Annotated in this window: 14 protein-coding genes; 6 read left to right on the forward strand and 8 right to left on the reverse strand. The window is 66.0% G+C overall.

Features of this window, described 5'->3' with window-relative positions; genetic code table 11:
* Positions 1-6 precede the first annotated feature (6 nt).
* Entirely contained in the window at positions 7-2,091 is a 2,085-nt protein-coding gene (gene glgX / locus AC1RWL_RS22430; protein WP_493096082.1) for a glycogen debranching protein GlgX, read from the reverse strand.
* Between the two features lie 223 nt (positions 2,092-2,314).
* On the opposite strand from glgX, the gene treZ reads away from it, so the two are divergent.
* The 3 genes from treZ to treY all read left to right on the forward strand — a co-directional run bounded on the left by treZ (position 2,315) and on the right by treY (position 7,106).
* Positions 2,315-4,093 (forward strand): malto-oligosyltrehalose trehalohydrolase, encoded by a 1,779-nt coding sequence (gene treZ, locus AC1RWL_RS22435; RefSeq protein ID WP_493096081.1) that lies wholly within the window; start codon positions 2,315-2,317, stop codon positions 4,091-4,093.
* A 61-nt stretch (positions 4,094-4,154) separates the two neighbouring features.
* Positions 4,155-4,529, forward strand: a complete 375-nt coding sequence (locus tag AC1RWL_RS22440; protein WP_493096080.1) for a CBS domain-containing protein — start codon at positions 4,155-4,157, stop codon at positions 4,527-4,529.
* 69 nt (positions 4,530-4,598) lie between these two features.
* On the forward strand, positions 4,599-7,106 hold the full coding sequence (treY, locus tag AC1RWL_RS22445) for a malto-oligosyltrehalose synthase (protein ID WP_493096079.1): 2,508 nt from the start codon (positions 4,599-4,601) through the stop codon (positions 7,104-7,106).
* Positions 7,107-7,113: 7 nt separating this feature from the next.
* On the opposite strand, the gene AC1RWL_RS22450 is transcribed toward treY, so the two are convergent.
* From AC1RWL_RS22450 to kdpF, 6 genes are read right to left on the reverse strand one after another with little or no spacing between them, the layout of a single operon-like run.
* Entirely contained in the window at positions 7,114-7,806 is a 693-nt protein-coding gene (locus tag AC1RWL_RS22450; RefSeq protein WP_492646391.1) for a response regulator, read from the reverse strand.
* Complete coding sequence (locus AC1RWL_RS22455; protein ID WP_493096078.1) at positions 7,803-10,496, reverse strand: ATP-binding protein; 2,694 nt, start codon at positions 10,494-10,496, stop codon at positions 7,803-7,805. Before AC1RWL_RS22455 ends, AC1RWL_RS22450 begins: the two co-directional genes overlap by 4 nt.
* 8 nt (positions 10,497-10,504) lie before the next feature.
* Positions 10,505-11,074, reverse strand: a complete 570-nt coding sequence (gene kdpC, locus AC1RWL_RS22460; RefSeq protein WP_493096077.1) for a potassium-transporting ATPase subunit KdpC — start codon at positions 11,072-11,074, stop codon at positions 10,505-10,507.
* A gap of 2 nt (positions 11,075-11,076) precedes the next feature.
* Positions 11,077-13,113 carry a potassium-transporting ATPase subunit KdpB gene (gene kdpB / locus AC1RWL_RS22465; protein ID WP_493096076.1) on the reverse strand — a complete coding sequence of 679 codons (2,037 nt, stop codon included), beginning with the start codon at positions 13,111-13,113 and terminating at the stop codon, positions 11,077-11,079.
* Positions 13,114-13,124: 11 nt separating this feature from the next.
* Positions 13,125-14,834: a potassium-transporting ATPase subunit KdpA gene (gene kdpA, locus AC1RWL_RS22470; RefSeq protein WP_493096075.1), complete on the reverse strand. Its 1,710-nt coding sequence runs from the start codon at positions 14,832-14,834 to the stop codon at positions 13,125-13,127.
* Positions 14,835-14,852: 18 nt separating this feature from the next.
* Positions 14,853-14,975: a K(+)-transporting ATPase subunit F gene (gene kdpF / locus AC1RWL_RS22475; protein ID WP_369431707.1), complete on the reverse strand. Its 123-nt coding sequence runs from the start codon at positions 14,973-14,975 to the stop codon at positions 14,853-14,855.
* A 249-nt stretch (positions 14,976-15,224) separates the two neighbouring features.
* On the opposite strand from kdpF, the gene AC1RWL_RS22480 reads away from it, so the two are divergent.
* The 3 genes from AC1RWL_RS22480 to AC1RWL_RS22490 are packed head-to-tail and all read left to right on the forward strand — an operon-like array spanning position 15,225 to position 16,928.
* Positions 15,225-15,599, forward strand: coding sequence for a COG4315 family predicted lipoprotein (locus tag AC1RWL_RS22480; protein WP_493096074.1), 375 nt, complete (start codon positions 15,225-15,227; stop codon positions 15,597-15,599).
* On the forward strand, positions 15,583-16,149 hold the full coding sequence (locus AC1RWL_RS22485; protein WP_493096073.1) for an RNA polymerase sigma factor: 567 nt from the start codon (positions 15,583-15,585) through the stop codon (positions 16,147-16,149). Before AC1RWL_RS22480 ends, AC1RWL_RS22485 begins: the two co-directional genes overlap by 17 nt.
* The gene (locus AC1RWL_RS22490) at positions 16,146-16,928 is read left to right on the forward strand and encodes an anti-sigma factor family protein (protein WP_493096072.1); all 783 of its coding nucleotides are present in this window, start codon (positions 16,146-16,148) and stop codon (positions 16,926-16,928) included. The genes AC1RWL_RS22485 and AC1RWL_RS22490 overlap by 4 nt, the downstream gene beginning before the upstream one ends.
* 1 nt (position 16,929) lies before the next feature.
* On the opposite strand, the gene AC1RWL_RS22495 is transcribed toward AC1RWL_RS22490, so the two are convergent.
* Complete coding sequence (locus tag AC1RWL_RS22495) at positions 16,930-18,222, reverse strand: four-carbon acid sugar kinase family protein (protein ID WP_493096071.1); 1,293 nt, start codon at positions 18,220-18,222, stop codon at positions 16,930-16,932.
* Positions 18,223-18,224: the final 2 nt, after the last annotated feature.

Below are 18,224 nucleotides of genomic sequence, written 5' to 3' on the forward strand. Positions count from 1 at the left end.
TGCGGCTCATCCCACCGGTTCGAAGACGGCGACGCTGCCGCCATAGACCATGGCCGGGCTTTGCGCCGGATGCTCGGCATAGGCGTCATCTTCCGCGCCGGTATCGAGTACGCGCTTCCACGCCTTGATGCCGTTCACCTCCGGCAGCTTCACCTGGCAATCCCCGCCGGCATTCAGGACGAGGAAGAGCTGGTCCGGTCCCTCGCCGTTCGCCGGCTTCGAGAGGAACAGGCCGAGTGCCCTCAGGTTGCCGTCTTTCCAGGCGGCATCGGTCATGAAGGCGCCATCGGGCCGATACCAGGCGATCTCGATCGTGCCGTCCTCGGCGGCGTCGCCCGTCAGGAACCGTTCCTGCCGCAGCGCCGGATGGGCCTTGCGGAACGCAATCGCACCCTTGCAGAAATTCAGGAACGGATCGTCGAGGCCGTCCCAATCGGTCCAGCCGACCGCATTGTCCTGGCAATAGGCATTGTTATTGCCCTGCTGGCTGTTGCCGAGTTCATCGCCGCCGAGCAGCATCGGCACACCCTGGCTGAGCATCAGCGTCGCGATCATGTTGCGCCGGCGGCGGTCGCGGGCGGAAAGGATGTTAGCGTCGTCGGTCGGGCCTTCGGCGCCCATATTGTGCGAATGGTTGTCGGAATGGCCGTCACGATTGTCCTCGCCATTCGCTTCATTGTGCTTGCCGTCATAGGAGACGGTGTCCATCAGCGTGAAACCGTCATGCGCGCTGAGCAGGTTGATCGACGAGGTGGAGCCGCGATCGGAGTGGTTGAACTGCGGTGCGGAGCCGGTAAGACGCGATGCGAGCCCGGAAACGAGGCCGCCGTCACCCTTCCAGAAGCGGCGCACGTCGTCGCGATACTTGTCGTTCCATTCGCGGAACGGATGCGGGAAACCGCCGACCTGGTAGCCGCCGTCACCGACATCCCACGGTTCCGCGATCAGCTTGACGCCGGAGAGGATCGGGTCCTGCCGGATCGCATCGAAGAAGGTGCCGTCGCGGTCGAATTCGATGTGGCGCGTGCGGCCGAGCGTGCTTGCAAGGTCGAAGCGGAAACCATCGACATGCATGACGCCGACCCAGTAGCGCAAGCTGTCCAGCACCATGCGCAGCACCATCGGATGGGCGATGTTGACCGTGTTGCCGGTGCCGGTCGTGTCGTAGCTGTGGCGCAGGTCATCCGGTGACAGCCGGTAATAGCTGAGATTGTCGAGCCCGCGGAAGCTGAGCGTCGGGCCGCGCTCCGAGCCTTCCGCCGTGTGGTTGTAGACCACATCCATGATGACCTCGATGCCGGCGGCATGGAAGCGTTTCACCATGGTCTTGAACTCAGTTACGGCGCGGCCGGAAAGGAAGCGCGGCTGCGGCGCAAAGAAGCCGAGCGTCTGGTAGCCCCAATAGTTGCGCAGGCCCTTTTCCAGCAGATAACGATCATCCGGGAAATACTGGATCGGCAGGAGTTCGATGGCGGAAATGCCGAGATCGACGAGATGTTCGACGATCGGGTCGCTTGCCATGCCCATGAAAGTGCCGCGCAGCTCCTCCGGCACACCCGGATGGCTCATCGTCATGCCGCGCACATGCGCCTCGTAGATGATCGTCTCGGTCCAGGGCCGGCGGATGGCGGCGTCACCCGCCCAGTCGAAATCCGGATCCTGCACCATGCCCTTCACCATGAAAGGCGCGCTGTCGCGCTCGTCGAAGGACAGGTCTTCCGCCGCATCGCCGATGCGGTAGCCGTAGAGCGCATCGTCCCAGGCGATTTCGCCGACGATCTGCTTGGCGTAAGGGTCGAGCAGCAGCTTGTTAGGGTTGAAGCGGTGGCCGTTTTGCGGATCGTACGGCCCGTGCGCACGATAGCCGTAGACCGTGCCGGGTTTCAGCCCGGCAATATAGCCGGACCAGATGTCACCTTCCCGCTTGGGCAGCGCCAGACGGGCGGTCTCTTGCTTGCCGTCCTCGGAAAACAGACAAAGCTCCATCTGCTCCGCATGGGCGGAAAACACGGCGAAATGCGTGCCTTCGCCGGTAAATTCGGCGCCGAGCTCCGGCTTCATGAAATCGAGTTCGGAAAATGAGTAACTCATGCGATAGGTCCCCTTCGGTCGAGCATTGGCCTCCCCTGGATGAACCTGCGGATGGCGCCGAGAGCGAACGCGCCGTCGCAGATGTCTGATCGCACCCGCACAGCAGAATCCTCCGCCGGGGCTTTGAAAAGCGATGGTGCAACGCGAAAAGAAGCGGATTGTTCCGGAACTTTTTCGCCGCCTTTCGGTTCATTCTTGCTGCAAAGCAACAAAGAGGAAGCGTATGAGCGAGCCAGCACCGACGCCGAGAACCTGGGGACCGCGCATATTGGAGGACGGAAGGGTACGGTTCCGCCTGTGGGCGCCAGCCGAAAACGCCGTGACACTGCTTGTCGGCGGCCACGAGATCGGCATGCAGGCGGAGGACGACGGCTGGCATGCGGTGGCAACCGACCGCGCCCGGCCCGGTGATGCCTACACGTTCCGGCTCGCCGACGGCAGCGAGATCGCCGACCCCGGCTCCCATGCCCAGAAAAACGGCGTCGAAGGCCCGTCCGTCATCGTCGATCATGGCCGCTACGCCTGGCAGAACCCGGGCTGGAAGGGGCGGCCGTGGGAAGAGGCGGTGGTCTACGAGCTGCACATCGGCACCTTCACACCGGAAGGCACGTTTCGCGCGGCGATCGAGCAACTCGCCCATCTGCGCGATATCGGCTTCACCGCCATAGAGATCATGCCCGTTGCCCATTTCGCCGGACAGCGCGGCTGGGGATATGACGGCGTGCTGCACTACGCGCCGCACAGCGCCTATGGCACGCCGGACGACCTGAAGGCGCTGGTCGATGCGACGCACGGCCATGGCCTGATGGTGCTGCTCGACGTGGTCTACAATCACTTCGGCCCGGCCGGAAACATCCTGCCGCGCATCGCCCCGCCCTTCTTCCATCCGGAACGCCACACGCCCTGGGGCGCGGCCCTCGCCTTCGAGCGGCAGGCCGTGCGGCGCTATTTCATCGAGAACGCGCTACACTGGATCGTCGACCACCGGTTCGACGGCCTGCGCTTCGACGCGACCGAGGAAATCGAGGACGAGAGCGAAAGCCATATGCTGCTCGAAATGGCGCAGACCATCCGCCAGGCGGCGCCGGACCGCCAGATCCATCTCGTCGTCGAAGACCAGCTCAGCCGCAAGGGCCTGCTCAATCGCGACGGCGGCATCGTGCATCACTATACGGCCGGCTGGAACGACGAGTTTCACCACGCCCTGCATGTCATCGCGACGGGTGAAAAGCAGGGCCACTATGCGGCCTTCGTGGAAAAACCCTACGAGGCGCTGAGCGCAGCGACCGCCCGCGGTTTCATCCACGCGGATCGCAACCGGGATCGCGTCGGCCCGGCCCCGCAAGATCCTTTACCGCCGCAGGTCAACGTCAACTTCCTGCAGAACCACGACCAGATCGGCAACCGCGCCTTCGGCGACCGGCTCGTCACGGTCGCCGATCCGACGCTCCTCAATGTGATGACCGCGCTCCTGCTGCTCGCCCCGCCGGTTCCCATGATGTTCATGGGCGAGGAATACGGCGAGGACCGGCCGTTCCTGTATTTCGCCGATTTCGAGGGAGACCTGGCGCGGGCCGTGCAGGAAGGCCGCAAGCAGGAGGCGGAAAAATTCGGCGGCCTGAAGCCGGGCCAGACCATCGCCGACCTCCCCGATCCCGTGTCCGAGGAGACGCTGCAACGCTCGAAGCTCGACTGGTCCCGCGCTGCCTCAATCGATGGCCGACGGCAGATCGCTTTCGTTCGCGAGCTGATCCGGCTACGACAGATGCATGTCGCCCCGTTGCTCACCGAAGGGGCACCCGAGCCGCATGTGTTTTCCACCGAGGAGGGTGTGCTCGCCATCGACTGGCGTTTTGCGACGGCAACGCTTGGCATTCGCACGAACTTCACGCGGGAAGGCAAACCGTGGCCGTCGATCGGCGGCGAGGCTATCTTCGAGCTCACCGCCGGCACCGCGCCCGGCCCCTCGATCATCGTCGCCGTCGACCGCCGCCGGAACTAGGGCTGTTGGAACCAACATCCCCGTCGTCTGTTCTTAGAGAAAGTGCAAAAAGAGGTCCCCCATGTCCATCGGCGATATCATGACCCGCAATGTCCACCTCGTCCGGCCGGAGGAGACCTTGCAATATGCCGCAAGCCTGATGGCCGAGTGGGATATCGCCTTCCTGCCGGTGGCAGATGCGAGCGGCCTGGTTGGCACGCTGACGGATCGCGACATCATCCTGCGCGTGGTCGCGCCGGGGCTCAACGCGGAAACCACGAAGGTCGGCGACGTCATGACGACCAACATCACCTATTGTTACGACGACGAGGCGCCGGAGGGCGTGCTTGCCAACATGCAATCGCTGCACCTGCGCCGCCTCGCCGTGCTCGACCGGCAGAACCGGCTGGTGGGCGTCGTTTCGCAGACGGATTTCAAGCGCCACCGGGCAGCCTGACGGAAGCGGATGGAACAAATCGGGAGGATATGCGTTACTGAGGCGCTGAAACCGCACGCCCAGGACCTCATGACACTCCCCCACTCGACCTATCGCCTCCAGTTCCGCAACGGCATGGACTTCGCAGGCGCATGCCGGCTTGTGCCCTATCTGGAGCGACTGGGCATCAGCCACCTCTATGCGTCGCCGGTCATGACGGCGGTCGGCGGATCGACCCATGGCTACGACGTCACCGACGCCAACGAGATCGACCCGGCGCTGGGCGGCCTTGAGGGCCTGCGCACGCTGGCGGAGGTGCTGCATGCACGCGGCCTGGGGCTCATCCTCGATATCGTGCCCAATCACATGGCGGCACACCTCGAAAACCCCTGGTGGCACAGCGTCGTGGCCTTGGGCGCAGACAGCCCATTCGCCCGCCACTTCGATATAGACTGGACGGAACCGCTGACGCTGCCCTTCCTCGGCAAGGCTTTCGAGGAGGAGGTCGCGGACGGCACGATTCACCTCGCTCACGACCCCGCGCACGACACGCTGGCGCTGCGCTACCACGACAGCTTCTATCCCCTGCACCCCGGAACCCACGGTCAAGCGCTGCAGGGATCTGAGGGCCTGGAGCAGATTTCCAGCAATCCGGCACGCATCGCGGCCATTCACGCGGCGCAGCCATGGCGGCTGACAGACTGGAAGACGGCGGGGCGGCATCTGAGCTACCGGCGCTTCTTCGAGATTGCCGGTCTCGTCGGTTTGCGCGTCGAAGACTTGCAGGTCTTCGACGACAGCCACCGCCTGACGCTTGCGCTCGTGCGCGACGGCACCGTGGATGGCCTGCGCATCGACCATATCGACGGGCTTGCCGATCCGGCGGCCTATCTGGAGCGGTTGCGCAGCGCCGTCGGCCCGGACCTCCCCATCTTCGTGGAAAAAATTCTGGAGAAGGAGGAGCCCTTCGCCACGTCATGGCCCGTCGAGGGCACGACGGGCTACGAATTCATTGCCTCGCTGGCGGATGCGCTGGTCGACGAGCAGGAGGGCGGCAGGCTGGCGAAGACCTTCGCGCCGCTGCGGCACGAGGGCCATGCCGGCAGCTACGGCGAGGAGATGCAGGCGAGCAAACGGCAGATGCTTTCGGAAAATTTCGAGGGCGAGGTCAAGCGCGTCGCCATGCTGGCAAAAGCGCTCGCCGACAGGGCACAGGCGGACCTTTCGCGCGCGACGCTCGTCGACGCGATCCGCGGCCTGGTCATCGCGCTGCCGGTCTATCGAACCTACACGACCGCCGCCGGCGGCGACGAGCGCGACCGGCTCGTCCTCTCGGCCGCCCGCCAGCAGGCGCTGGACGCGGCGCGCCCGGAGGTTCGCGAAGCGATCGATTTCATTTTCGAGCTGCTCGTCGACGACGAGACCTGCAAGGCGCTGCCGGACTGCGTCGAATTCCGCACCCGCCTCCAGCAGCTGAGCGGCCCGATCATGGCGAAGGCGCTGGAAGACACGCTCTTCTATCGGGAGAACGCCTTCATCGCGCTGAACGAGGTCGGCGGCGATCCCGGCCGGCCGACCGGCGGCCCCGAAGCCTTCCACGCCGCCATGGCGGCGCGCTCGCAAACCATGCCGAAGGGCCTGTCGGCAACCTCGACGCACGACACGAAGCGCGGTGAAGACGCGCGGGCGCGGCTCTACACGCTGAGCGAGGCCCCGGACCGCTGGATTGCCGCGACGGAGCGCTGGGCCACCCTCAACGCCCGTTTTCGCCGCGCTCATGTGCCGGAGCCGGATGTGGAATGGCTGATCTATCAAGCGCTTGCCGGCATCTGGCCGATCGGCGGCCTGGAGGATCGCGAGGCCATGCAAATGCTCGGCGTGCGCATGACCCCCTACATCGAAAAGGCGTTGCGAGAGGCAAAACTCGCCTCCGACTGGAGCCAGCCGGATGTCGCTTATGAGGAAAAGGTCACGGGCTTTGTCACCGACCTGCTCGGGCACGCGCCGTTCCTCAAGGATTTCGACGAGACGCTCTCTCCCTTCATCGATGCGGGACTGATGAATTCGCTGGCTCAGACGCTGATCAAGCTGACGGCGCCCGGCATTCCAGACATCTACCAGGGCAGCGAGCGCGCCGACTTTTCGCTTGTCGATCCTGACAACCGGCCCTTGCTCGACGTCGCGTCCCTTACAATACCGGAGAGACCGCGGCCGGCACGCGCCCATTTCATGGGCTACAAACAATGGCTGGTCGCGACCGTGCTCGCGGAGCGGGCGCGACACACCGATCCGTTCGCCGCGCCTTACGTTCCGATCGACCTGTCCGATGGCAACCGTCAGGCCCTCGCCTTCCTGCGCGGCACGCCGCAGGCCTTTGCCCTGACCATCGTTCCGCGCCTGACCTTCGGCAAGACGCGGCCCGACGCCCTGCTCCTCACCGAAGATGCCACACGCGGCCTTGCCCTGACGCTTCCCGCCGGCTTCGAAGGCCACTCCGTGCGGTCGGCACTCGACGGCCGCGCATTCACGCTCGACCGCACGACGGCAATTGCCGAGCTTCTGCGAACCGAGCCTGTCGCCCTGCTCGTCAGCGCCTAGGCGGGCGTCACTCCTGGTCGACGACGAGCCGGTATCCGACGCCGGGTTCGGTGCGCACGATGGCGGGATGGGTCGGGTCGCGTTCGATCTTCTGGCGGAGCTGGCCGATGAAGACGCGCAGGTAATGCAGGTCCTCGCCATGCGCCGGCCCCCAGACGGAGGTGAGCAGCGTCTTGTGCGTGACCACCCGGCCGGCATGGCGAGCGAGCAGCGTCAGCAGGTCGTATTCCTTCGGCGTCAGGCGCACCGCCTCGTCATCGCGCGACACCAGCCGCCGCACGGTATCGATCACCAGCCCATCGGTGGAAAGGGTTGCGGGTGCCGCCTCCGCGCGCTCGCGGTGGCGTAGCGCGTTGCGGATGCGGGCAGTCAGCTCGCCGATGCCGAAGGGCTTTTCGATATAGTCGTCGGCACCGAGATCGAGGGCCGCGATCTTCTCGCTTTCGCGCTCGCGGGCCGAGAGGATGATGATCGGGATGGTCGTCCAGCCACGCAGGCTGGCGATGACCTCCTTGCCGTCCATATCCGGCAGGCCGAGATCGAGGATGACGAGGTCGGGTGCTGCGGTCGCCACCGCCTTCAGCGCCTCGCCGCCCGTGGCCGCCTCGACGACGTCGTAACCGGCCGCCTTGAGCGCCGGCCGCAGGAACCGCTGGATCTGCGGCTCGTCATCCACCACGAGGATACGCTCGTTCGTCATGGCGTCTTGCAAGCCTTCGTCTTGTCGCCGGCCGGGAAACGGATGACGATGCGCGTGCCCTTCTTCTTCAGCGCCGGGCTTTCCGCATGGATCTTCCCGCCCATCGCCTCGACGAAACCGCGGGCAATGGAGAGACCAAGCCCCGTGCCCGGCGAGCGCCCGTCCGGCTTGCCGCGCCGATAGAACTTTTCGAAGACGCGATCGATTTCGGCGGGTGGAATGCCCTTGCCGAGATCGGTGACGGAAATCAGCACATCCGCCCCGTCGCGCCGGGCATAGACGTTGACCGGCTCGTCGCCGCCATATTTCACCGCATTGTCGAGCAGGTTGAACAGCACCTGGCCGAGCAGCACGCTGTCGCCCTCGACGAGCGGCAGGTCCGGCGCAATGCCCGTCTCGATCAGCCGGCCCGGGAAATATTTTCGTGCCCGCTCGACGGCCGACTGCACGACATCGGAAACATCGACCCAGTCGCTCTTCGGCTTCAGCGTGCCGGCTTCGATGCGCGTCATGTCGAGCAGATTGCCGACGAAGCGGCTCATACGGCTGCCCTCTTCCTCGATCGACTGGAGAAGGTCGACGCGGCTCTCCGGCGTCATCTTGTCGCCGAGCTGGCGAAGGCTGGTGACCGCGCCCATGATCGTGGCGAGCGGGGTCCGGAGATCGTGCGAAATCGAGGAGAGCAGCGCCTCGCGATAGCGTTCGCCCTCCAGTCGCGCCGCCTGTTCCACGCTCGCCTCCGAAAGCCGCGCCCGGTCGAGCGCGATTGCCGTCTGGTCGAGAATGGCGGAGAGCGCCCGTTCCGCATTGATGTCGAGGCGCACATCCGTCTGCTGGATGCCGCAGACGCCGACGAGCCCGTGCGGCCCCATCAGGGGACGAAACTCGAAGCGGCTGTTCGGCAGGGTGCCGGTGCCGAAACCGGCCTGCTCCTGCTTGTCGCGCGTCCAGCGCGCCGCCGTGAAATCGGTGACGTCCAGTTCCGTATCCGGCGGCCAGACGGCGGCAACCTTGAGATCGCTCTTGTCGGGCAGCAGCAGCACGATGTTGCGCTTGAGGCTCGCCTGGAGATGCGAGACCGCCACCCAGATCGCATCGTCCGCCTTGGCCGTCGTCGAGAGCTTGCGCGAGAAATCGTAGAGCGATTGCAGCGCGGTGGCGCGCACGCGGGCGACCTCCGCCTGCTCCTTGATGCGCGAGGCGAAGCCGCCGGCGATGATCGCGACCGACAGGAAGACGACGAGCGCGAAGACTTCGTGTGGCGCGGTGATCGTGAAGGTGTGCAGCGGATCGATGAACAGGAAGTTGTAGGCGAGCGCCGACAGGACCGCGGCGATGAAGGCCGAAACGTAGCCCCCCATCACCGCCGCGCCGAGAACGGCGAGCAGGAAGAGCAGCGAGATGTTCGGAAGCTCCGCGACCATGTCGATCATCTTGCCGACGGCCGCCGTGGCGCCGGTGAAGGCGACGGCGATGAGCGCGGATTGCCGGAAGGAGGCGACCCCAGGCAGCGAAAGGCGCGTCGGGACGGGCAGCTTTTCCTTCTTGTCCGGCGTCACGAAATAGACGCCGAGGCCGGCCGCGCGGCGAGAGAGCGCATCCGGCAGCGAGGGGGAGAAAAACCGCGTCCAGCCGTGATGCCGCCTGGCGCCGATCACGATCTGCGTGGCGTGCTCGCGCCGCGCCAGCTTCAGGATTTCCTCGACGAAATCATTGCCGACCACGCGGCGCGTTTCAGCGCCGAGCTGTTCGGCCAGCCGGAAGAGCCCCTCCATGCGCTGCAGGCGCGCCGTCGTCTCGACTTCGCGGTCCGCCCGCTCGATCGAAACCACGAGCCAGGGCGCATTGAGGCCGGACGCAAGGCGGCTTGCCACGCGCACGACCTTTTCGGACAGGTCGTCCGGCCCGACGCAGACCAGCAGCCGCTCGCCGGCCGCCCACGGGCCTTCGATGGCGTTCTGCTTGAGATAGTCGACCATCTGGTCGTCGACCCGGTCGGCGGTGCGGCGCAGCGCGAGTTCGCGCAAGGCCGTCAGGTTGCCGAGGCGGAAGAAGCGGTCGACGGCGCGGCTGGCGCTTTCCGGCAGGTAGACCTTGCCCTCCTTCAGCCGCTCGATCAGCTCCGTCGGCGGCAGGTCGACCAGCACCACCTCGTCGGCCTTCTTCAGCACGACATCCGGCACGCGCTCGCGCACCGTGACACCCGTGATCTGCGCCACCAGGTCGGCGAGGCTTTCAAGATGCTGGATGTTGAGCGCCGTCCAGACGTCGATGCCGGCGGCGATCAGCTCCTCGATATCCTGGTGACGTTTCGGATGCCGGCTGCCCTCGGGATTGGAATGGGCAAGCTCGTCGACCACCACGATGCGCGGGTGGCGCGCGAGCGCGCCATCAAGGTCGAATTCTTCAAGCACGCGACCGCGATGGGCGACGCGCGTGCGCGGCAGCACCTCCAGGCCGTCGAGCAGGGCGGCGGTCTCGCTGCGCCCGTGGGTTTCGGCAAGGCCGACGACGATGTCGGCCCCTTCCGCCTTCAGCCGCCCGGCGCGCGCGAGCATGGCGTAGGTCTTCCCCACGCCGGGCGCTGCCCCCAGGAAAACGGTCAATTTGCCCCGGCGGTCTTTCTCCGCCAGGGCAAGCAATGCATCGGGATCGGGTCTGCGATTGTCGTCGCGGTCGTCGTCCGCCATTCGTCCTCTCATGATCCCCGCGCGTCGAGCGCCAGATTGAGCTTTAGCACGTTCACCCGCGGCTCGCCGATGAAACCGAAAAGACGGTCTTCTATCTGTTGCGCCACGAGGTCCGCAATGGCCGTTTCCGGCAATCCCCGCGCCTTCGCGACCCGGGCGACCTGCGCGCGGGCGAATTCGGGGGAAATATGCGGGTCGAGGCCGGAGCCGGAGGTCGTCACCGCATCGGCTGGGATGGGCGTGGTGATCCCCGTCGCCTTCAGCCGGTCGATATCCGCCTGCACGCGATCGCGGAGCTTGACCGAGGTGGTGCCGAGGTTCGAGCCCGACGAGGCGGCGGCGTTGTAGGCCTCCGGGCCGGTCGCGGAGGGGCGCGGCCAGAAATATTTGTCCGTGGCGAAGGCCTGGCCGATCAGGGCGGAGCCGATGACGGCGCCGTTTTTTTCGATCAGCGAGCCGTTGGCCGCAGCCGGCATGACGGCCTGCGCGATGCCGGTGACGGCAAGCGGATAGGCCAGCCCCGTCAAGAGCGTCAGGGCGAGGAGAAGCGTGAAAGCCGGGCGAAGATGGTTCAGCATGATTACACCAGATGTAGGGCGCTGACGGCAAGGTCGATAGCCTTGATGCCTGCAAAAGGCAGAAGGAGACCGCCGACGCCATAGACGAGAAGGTTGCGGCGAAGCAGCGCGGCCGCATCGGCTGGGCGATAGGCAACGCCGCGAAGTGCGAGCGGGATCAGCGCCACGATGATCAGTGCGTTGAAGATGACCGCCGAGAGGATGGCCGACTGCGGCGAGGCGAGGTCCATGACGTTGAGCGCGTTCAGCGCCGGATAGGTCGCGACGAACAGCGCCGGGATGATGGCGAAATATTTTGCCACGTCGTTGGCGATGGAGAAGGTGGTCAGCGAGCCGCGCGTCATCAGCAACTGCTTGCCGATCTCGACGATCTCGATGAGCTTGGTCGGGCTCGAATCGAGGTCCACCATGTTGGCCGCCTCGCGCGCCGCCTGCGTGCCGGTCTGCATGGCGACGCCGACATCGGCCTGCGCGAGCGCCGGCGCGTCGTTTGTGCCGTCGCCGCACATGGCGATCAGGCGGCCGCCCTGCTGCTCGCGGCGGATATAGGCGAGCTTGTCCTCCGGGGTCGCCTGGGCGAGGAAATCGTCGACGCCGGCTTCGGACGCGATGGCCGCGGCGGTGACCGGGTTGTCGCCCGTCACCATGACCGTGCGGATGCCCATGGCGCGAAGGGCGGCAAAACGCTCCTTGATGCCGGGCTTCACGATGTCCTTGAGGTGGATGACGCCGAGCAGGCGCTGGCCATCGGCAACGGCCAGCGGCGTGCCGCCACTGCGCGCGATCGTCTCGACGGCGCGGCGGAATTCGGCCGGCGCATCGCCCTCGTTGAGGCCGGCAAAACGCAAGACGGCATCGACCGCGCCCTTGCGCAGCCGCCGGCCGCCGATATCCACGCCGGACAGGCGGGTTTCGGCGGTGAATTCGATGACCGCATCGAAGCGCGCCTGCGGCATGGCGACGCCGAATTCGCCCGTAGCGAGCGCCACCACGGAACGGCCTTCCGGCGTTTCGTCGGAGAGGCTGGCGACCAGCGCGGCCTCAGCAAGTTCCGACTGTGTCACGCCCGGCGCCGGCGCAAAATCGCTCGCCATGCGGTTGCCGAAGGTGATGGTGCCGGTCTTGTCGAGCAGCAGCGTATCGACGTCGCCCGCCGCTTCCACCGCGCGGCCCGAGGTGGCGATGACGTTGAAACGCACGAGGCGGTCCATGCCGGCAATGCCGATGGCCGACAGCAGGCCGCCGATCGTCGTCGGGATGAGCGTGACGAGCAGGGCTGCGAGCACCGTGACCGTCAGCACCGTGCCGGAATAGCCAGCAAGGCCCCAGATGGCGACGCAGACGAAGAGGAAGATCAGCGTCAGGCCGGAAAGCAGGATCGACAGCGCGATCTCGTTCGGCGTCTTCTGCCGCTGCGCGCCCTCGATCAGCGCGATCATGCGATCGACGAAGGAGGAGCCGGGTGCCACTGTGATCTTCACACTGATCTCGTCGGACAGCACCTGCGTGCCGCCGGTGACGGCCGAACGGTCGCCGCCGGATTCGCGGATCACGGGCGCGGATTCGCCGGTGATGGCGCTTTCGTTGACCGAGGCGACGCCTTCGATCACCTCGCCATCGCCGGGGATCAGCTCGCCGGCAGCAACGAGCACGACATCGCCGACGGTGAGGGTGGTGGCGGGCACTGTCTCGGTCGCGCCGGACGCCGTCAGGCGCCGGGCGACGAGTTCGGACTTGGTGCGCTTCAGGCTATCGGCCTGGGCGCGGCCGCGGCCTTCCGCAACGGCCTCCGCGAAGGTCGCGAAGAGAACGGTGAACCAGAGCCAGGCGGCGATCTGGCCGGAAAAGCCGGCCTGGCCGTTGCCCGCGACGAGGTCGCGCAGGAAAAGGATCGTGACGACGGCGGCGACGACCTCGGTGACGAAGATCACCGGATTGCGCAAGAGCTGGCGCGGATCGAGTTTCACGAAGGCGTCGCGGGCGGCCGGCAGCACGATGGCGGGGTCTAAAAGGCCCGGCGCTTGATGGTCCTTTGACATGGAATGTTCCTTTAGAAAGTCTGGCCGGCGAGCATCGCGAAATGTTCGACGATGGGGCCAAGGGCGAGTGCTGGGAAGAACTGCAGGCCGCCGAGGATGAGGATGATGCCGACGAGAAGGCCGACGAAGAGCGGTCCATCCGTGGGCATGGTGCCCGGCGACGGCGGAACCTTGACCTTCGCGGCCAGCGAACCGGCAATGGCCATGACCGGCACGACATAGGCGAAACGGCCAAGCAGCATCGCGATGCCGAGCGTCGTGTTGTACCAGGCGGTGTTGCCCGTCAGCCCGCCGAAGGCCGAGCCGTTGTTGGCGGCCGCCGACGTGTAGGCATAGAGGATTTCCGAAAGCCCATGCGGACCGGCGGTGCCGACGCTGGCCACCGCGACGGGCAGCACGGCGGAGACCGCGGTGAAGCCCAAAATGGCGAGCGGCAGCACGAGCACGGCGAGCATGGCATATTTCATCTCGCGGCCCTCGATCTTCTTGCCGAGGAATTCCGGCGTGCGCCCGACCATCAGGCCGGAGACGAAGACGGCAAGCAGCGCGAAGACCAGCATGCCATAGAGCCCGGAGCCGACACCGCCCGGCAAGACTTCGCCAAGCTGCATCAGGAACATCGGCACGAGGCCGCCGAGCCCGGTGAAGGAGCCGTGCATGCCATTGACGCCACCATCCGAAAGGCCGGTGGTGACGGCGGCATAAAGGGCCGTCATCGCCTGGCCGAAACGGACTTCCTTACCCTCCATGTTGCCGGCAGACGCATCGACGCCGAGCGCGGTCAGGATCGGGTTGCCCTGCGCTTCCGCCCAGTAGACGACGGCAACGCCGGCGATGAGCAGGATGGCCATGGCGCTGATCAGCGCCCAGCCCTGGCGGCGATTGCCGACGAGCTGGCCGAATGAGTAGACGAGGGCCGCGGAGATCGACAGCATCGCGAAGATGTTGAGGTAGTTGGCGAAAGCCGTCGGGTTCTCGAAGGGATGGGCGGCATTGACATTGAAGAAGCCGCCGCCATTGGTGCCGAGCTGCTTGATCGCTTCCTGGCTCGCGACGGGGCCGAGCGAAATCGTCTGGCTGGCGCCTTCAAGCGTGGTGGCGGTGACGGAACCATCCAGTGTCTGCGGCAGGCCCATGGCGACGAAGGCGAGTGCAATGACCAGCGCCATCGGCAGGAGCACGTAGAGCGTCGCCCGCGTCATGTCGACCCAGAAGTTGCCGAGCGTCGAGACCTTGGAGCGGGCAAGCGCCCGGGTCAGCGCGACGGCTAGCGCCATGCCGGTTGCGGCGGAGAGGAAGTTCTGCACCGTCAGGCCGGCCATCTGGCTGAAATGGCTGAGCGTGGTTTCGCCGCCATAGTTCTGCCAGTTGGTGTTGGTGACAAAGGAGACCGCGGTGTTGAAGGCGAGATCCGGCGCCATGCCGGCAAAACCCTGCGGGTTGAGCGGCAGATAGGCCTGGAGACGCAGCATCGCGTAGAGCAGGACGAAGCCGGCGACGGAAAAGGCCAGCATCGACACCGTATAGGCGAGCCATCCCTGCTCTTTCTGGGGCGAAACGCCCGAGACGCGATAGAGATCGGCCTCGAGCCGTCCCAGAACCGGCGAAAGCGCGGTGCGCTCGCCGGCAAAGACGCGGGCCATGTAAAGTCCGAGCGGCTTGATGGTGACAAGCACCGCAAGGAAGAAGAGGGCGATCTGTAGCCACCCGATAGCAGTCATCAAGATTCTCCTGGAGGCTCAGAAGCGTTCGGGCCGCAGAAGCGTGACCACGAGATAGGCGCCAAGCGCAAGCGCAACGAAAAGGCCGAAAAGAGGTTCGAGCACGGGTCTCTCCTCACAGTCGGTCGAGCGCGCGGGCATAGGCGGCAAAGACGATGAAGGTGCAGCAGCCAAGCGCGAGAAAGATGAAATCGGACATGTCCGTTCTCCTGTTTATGCGAAGGGCAAAATAGGCGCGGAGCGGGTCAGGTTTCGATTGGGAAGGCGCAAGCGCGACGTAAGGAAAAGATAAAGGCGCGAGAATTTTTCGGCCTCGATGGAATAATCCGGCAGGGGCTGGTGTCTTGGCATAGGCGGCTCATGAAAGTCGCTTAACGATGGGAGACGACCATGAAGCTCTTAATCCTCGTGCCACTCGCCGTTGCCGTCCTGGCGGGCAGCGCCTTCGCCGCCGAACCCTTCAAGACCGTGAAGACCGACAAGGGCGACGTCCTTGCCGGCGACAAGGGCATGACGCTCTACACCTTCAAGAAGGACACGGCCGGCGAATCCAACTGCTACGACAAATGCGCCACCAACTGGCCGCCGGCGATCGCCGCTTCCGATGCGGTGGCGGAGGGTGCATATTCGCTCGTCACCCGCAAGGACGGGGCCAAACAATGGGCCAAGGACGGCATGCCGCTCTACTACTGGATCAAGGACACCAAGGAAGGCGACACCACCGGCGACGGCGTGAACGAAGTCTGGGATGTCGCAAAGCCCTGACCCGAACGACGTTCCGGGCGATAGTGGGCGGGAGGGCATAGCCTCCCCGCCCCCGTCCTTCGACGCCCAGATTCTCGCCCTCCTGCCGCAGCTTCGGCGATATTCGCGCAGCCTGACGCGCTCGGATGCGGAGAGCGAGGACCTGCTGCAGGATTGCGTCGAGAAGGCGCTGACGCATCGCTCGCAATGGCAGGGCGCCAACATCCGCGCCTGGGCCTACAAGATCATGACCAACCTGCACCTCAACGCGCGCCGGGCCATCGCGCGGCGCCCCTCCGTCGGTATCGAGGAGGCCGAAACCGTGGCCGCAAGCGCCCTGCCCTCGGATCCGCTGGCGCGCAACCGGCTCGTCCAGGCGCTGGAAATCCTGCCGAAGGAGGCGCGCGCCGTGCTGATGCTGGTCGCCGTCGAGGGTCACTCCTACCAGGAGGTCGCCGATATGCTCGCGATTCCCGTCGGCACCGTCATGTCGCGGCTGTCGCGTGCGCGGCAGATGCTGCGGCAGAAATTGCAGGAGGAAAACGTCATTCACTTGCGGAGCCCCAGATGAGCGAGAGCCGCCCCGTCTCCGAAACGGACCTGCACGCCTATGCCGACGGCTTCCTCGGCGAGGCCGAGCGCCAGCGCGTGGAAACCCACCTCGCCGGAAACCCGGAAGCCGCCCAGATGGTCGCCGATTGGCAGGCCCAGAACGACGAGCTCCGGGGCGCCTTCGCGCCCTATGCGACGTCGCGGCCGTCCGATCTGGCGCTGCTCTCGGCGGGCTCGGCCGCGTCCAGGGCATCTGCACCATCCCGTCTTGCCATGGCGGCAGCGGCAGCCCTCGTCTTCATGCTCGGCGGCCTCGCCGGTCATTTCGGGCCGATGTTCTTCGAAAAGACCCCGGTGATGACGGCCATGGATGCGCTGCCCAACGAGGCACGCAACGCCTATCTGATCTACGCGAGCGAGGTGCGCCATCCCGTCGAGGTCTTTGCAGACCAGGAGGCGCATCTGGCGACCTGGCTCGGCAAACGCCTCGCCATCACCGACCTGAAGGTGCCGAACCTGCAAGCCATCGGCTTCAAGCTGGTCGGCGGCCGCCTGCTGCCCGTGGCGGACAAGCCGGGCGCGATGTTCATGTACGAGGACGATGCCGGCAGGCGCGTCACGGTGCTCGTCGGCCGCAACGGCGAGAACAAGACGACGAGCTTCCGCTTCGCCTCCGCCAGCGGCATCGAGACCTTCTACTGGATCGACGGCGACCTCGGCTACGCCGTGACCGGTGACATTTCCCGCGACCTGCTCCAGAAGATTGCCGAGGAATGTTACCGCCAGTTCCCGAGCTAGATCACGCGCGGCCGGCGCGGATCATGGAAAAATAGTCGTCGCCGCCGACCTGCCCGCCCTTCAGCGCGATCTGCAAGCCATCTGCCGCCCCGCCATGGGCGATGCAGAGCGGCGAGCCTGGTGTCTGCGGCAGCGGCATCTTCAGCGTCAGCGCCGAAATGCCCATTTCGCCGAGCGCGTGGCTCGACGTATCGCCGCCCGCCACCACCGCACGGGAAAGCCCGGCGCGCGCGACGAGCGCCGACTGGATGCGGCCGAGCGCGCGGCCAAGACGCTGGCGCGCACCGCCGTCGAGGTCGCCACCCCGGTCCGCCGCCGGCCCCAGCGCCGTGTAGAGCACCACGCTGCTCCCACTCTCCAGCACATTGAGCCCGGCCTCGATCGCCGCAGCAATCGCCGGCCCTCCATCATCGCCAGCAAGGGCGAGCGGATCGAGCGTGACGCCCGCAAAGCCATTTGCCAGCGCATGGCGGATCTGCCGCTCGGTGGTGGGCGAAACGCTGCCGGAGACGACGGCGATGCGATCCACCGGACCGGCATCGGCAAAGACCGGTTTTTCGCCGATCAGGCCCTCGTTCCGCCAGGCCGGGATCAGGGCATATTCGACGCCGGACGATCCGCAGGCGAAGCGGCTTTTCTGGCGCAGGCTCCACAGCAAGGCTCCAGCGGCGCCCTGTGTCGCCGCGTCGAGCACATCGATGAGCAGGATATCGGCCGCTTCCGGCGCGGGCGCGGCAAGAAGCGCGACATTGTCGACGAGCGCCGACGAGAGCGTCGTCTGGCGCGCGAGATGCATCAGCAGGTTCGCCTCGTCCATCGGCGTGACGGGGTGGCGCGACATGACGGGGTGACGGTCGATGCGGTAGTTGCGACCCTGATAGGCCGCAAAAAGCTCGCCGAACGCGGTATAACGCCGGATCTGCGGCGCGCCGACGACGAGCGGCACCGTCGCTTCGCCAAAAACCCCGCGGCCGATCTCGATCGCCCGACCGATGCTGCCGACCTGCGGGGCGGAATCGAAGGTCGAGCAGACCTTGTAGTGGCAGAGTTCGGCGTCGAGCGTCTTCAGCCAGCCGAAGGCCTCGCGCAGATGCACGTCCATCCAGTCCGGCGTCTCGCTGCGGCTGGTGCCGGCAAGCCCGAAGGCGCGCGCACCGGCAAAGCGCGACAGCAGTCCCGCATCCGGCACGTTCAGGAACAGCACGGTCTCGATGCCGTTCGAGGCGAGCGCCTCCATGACGTCGGTCGAACCGGTAAAGTCGTCGCCATAATAGCTGATCAGCGGTCGCGTCATGG

The organism is Shinella sp. GW821-FHT10F02 (genome assembly GCF_058809275.1).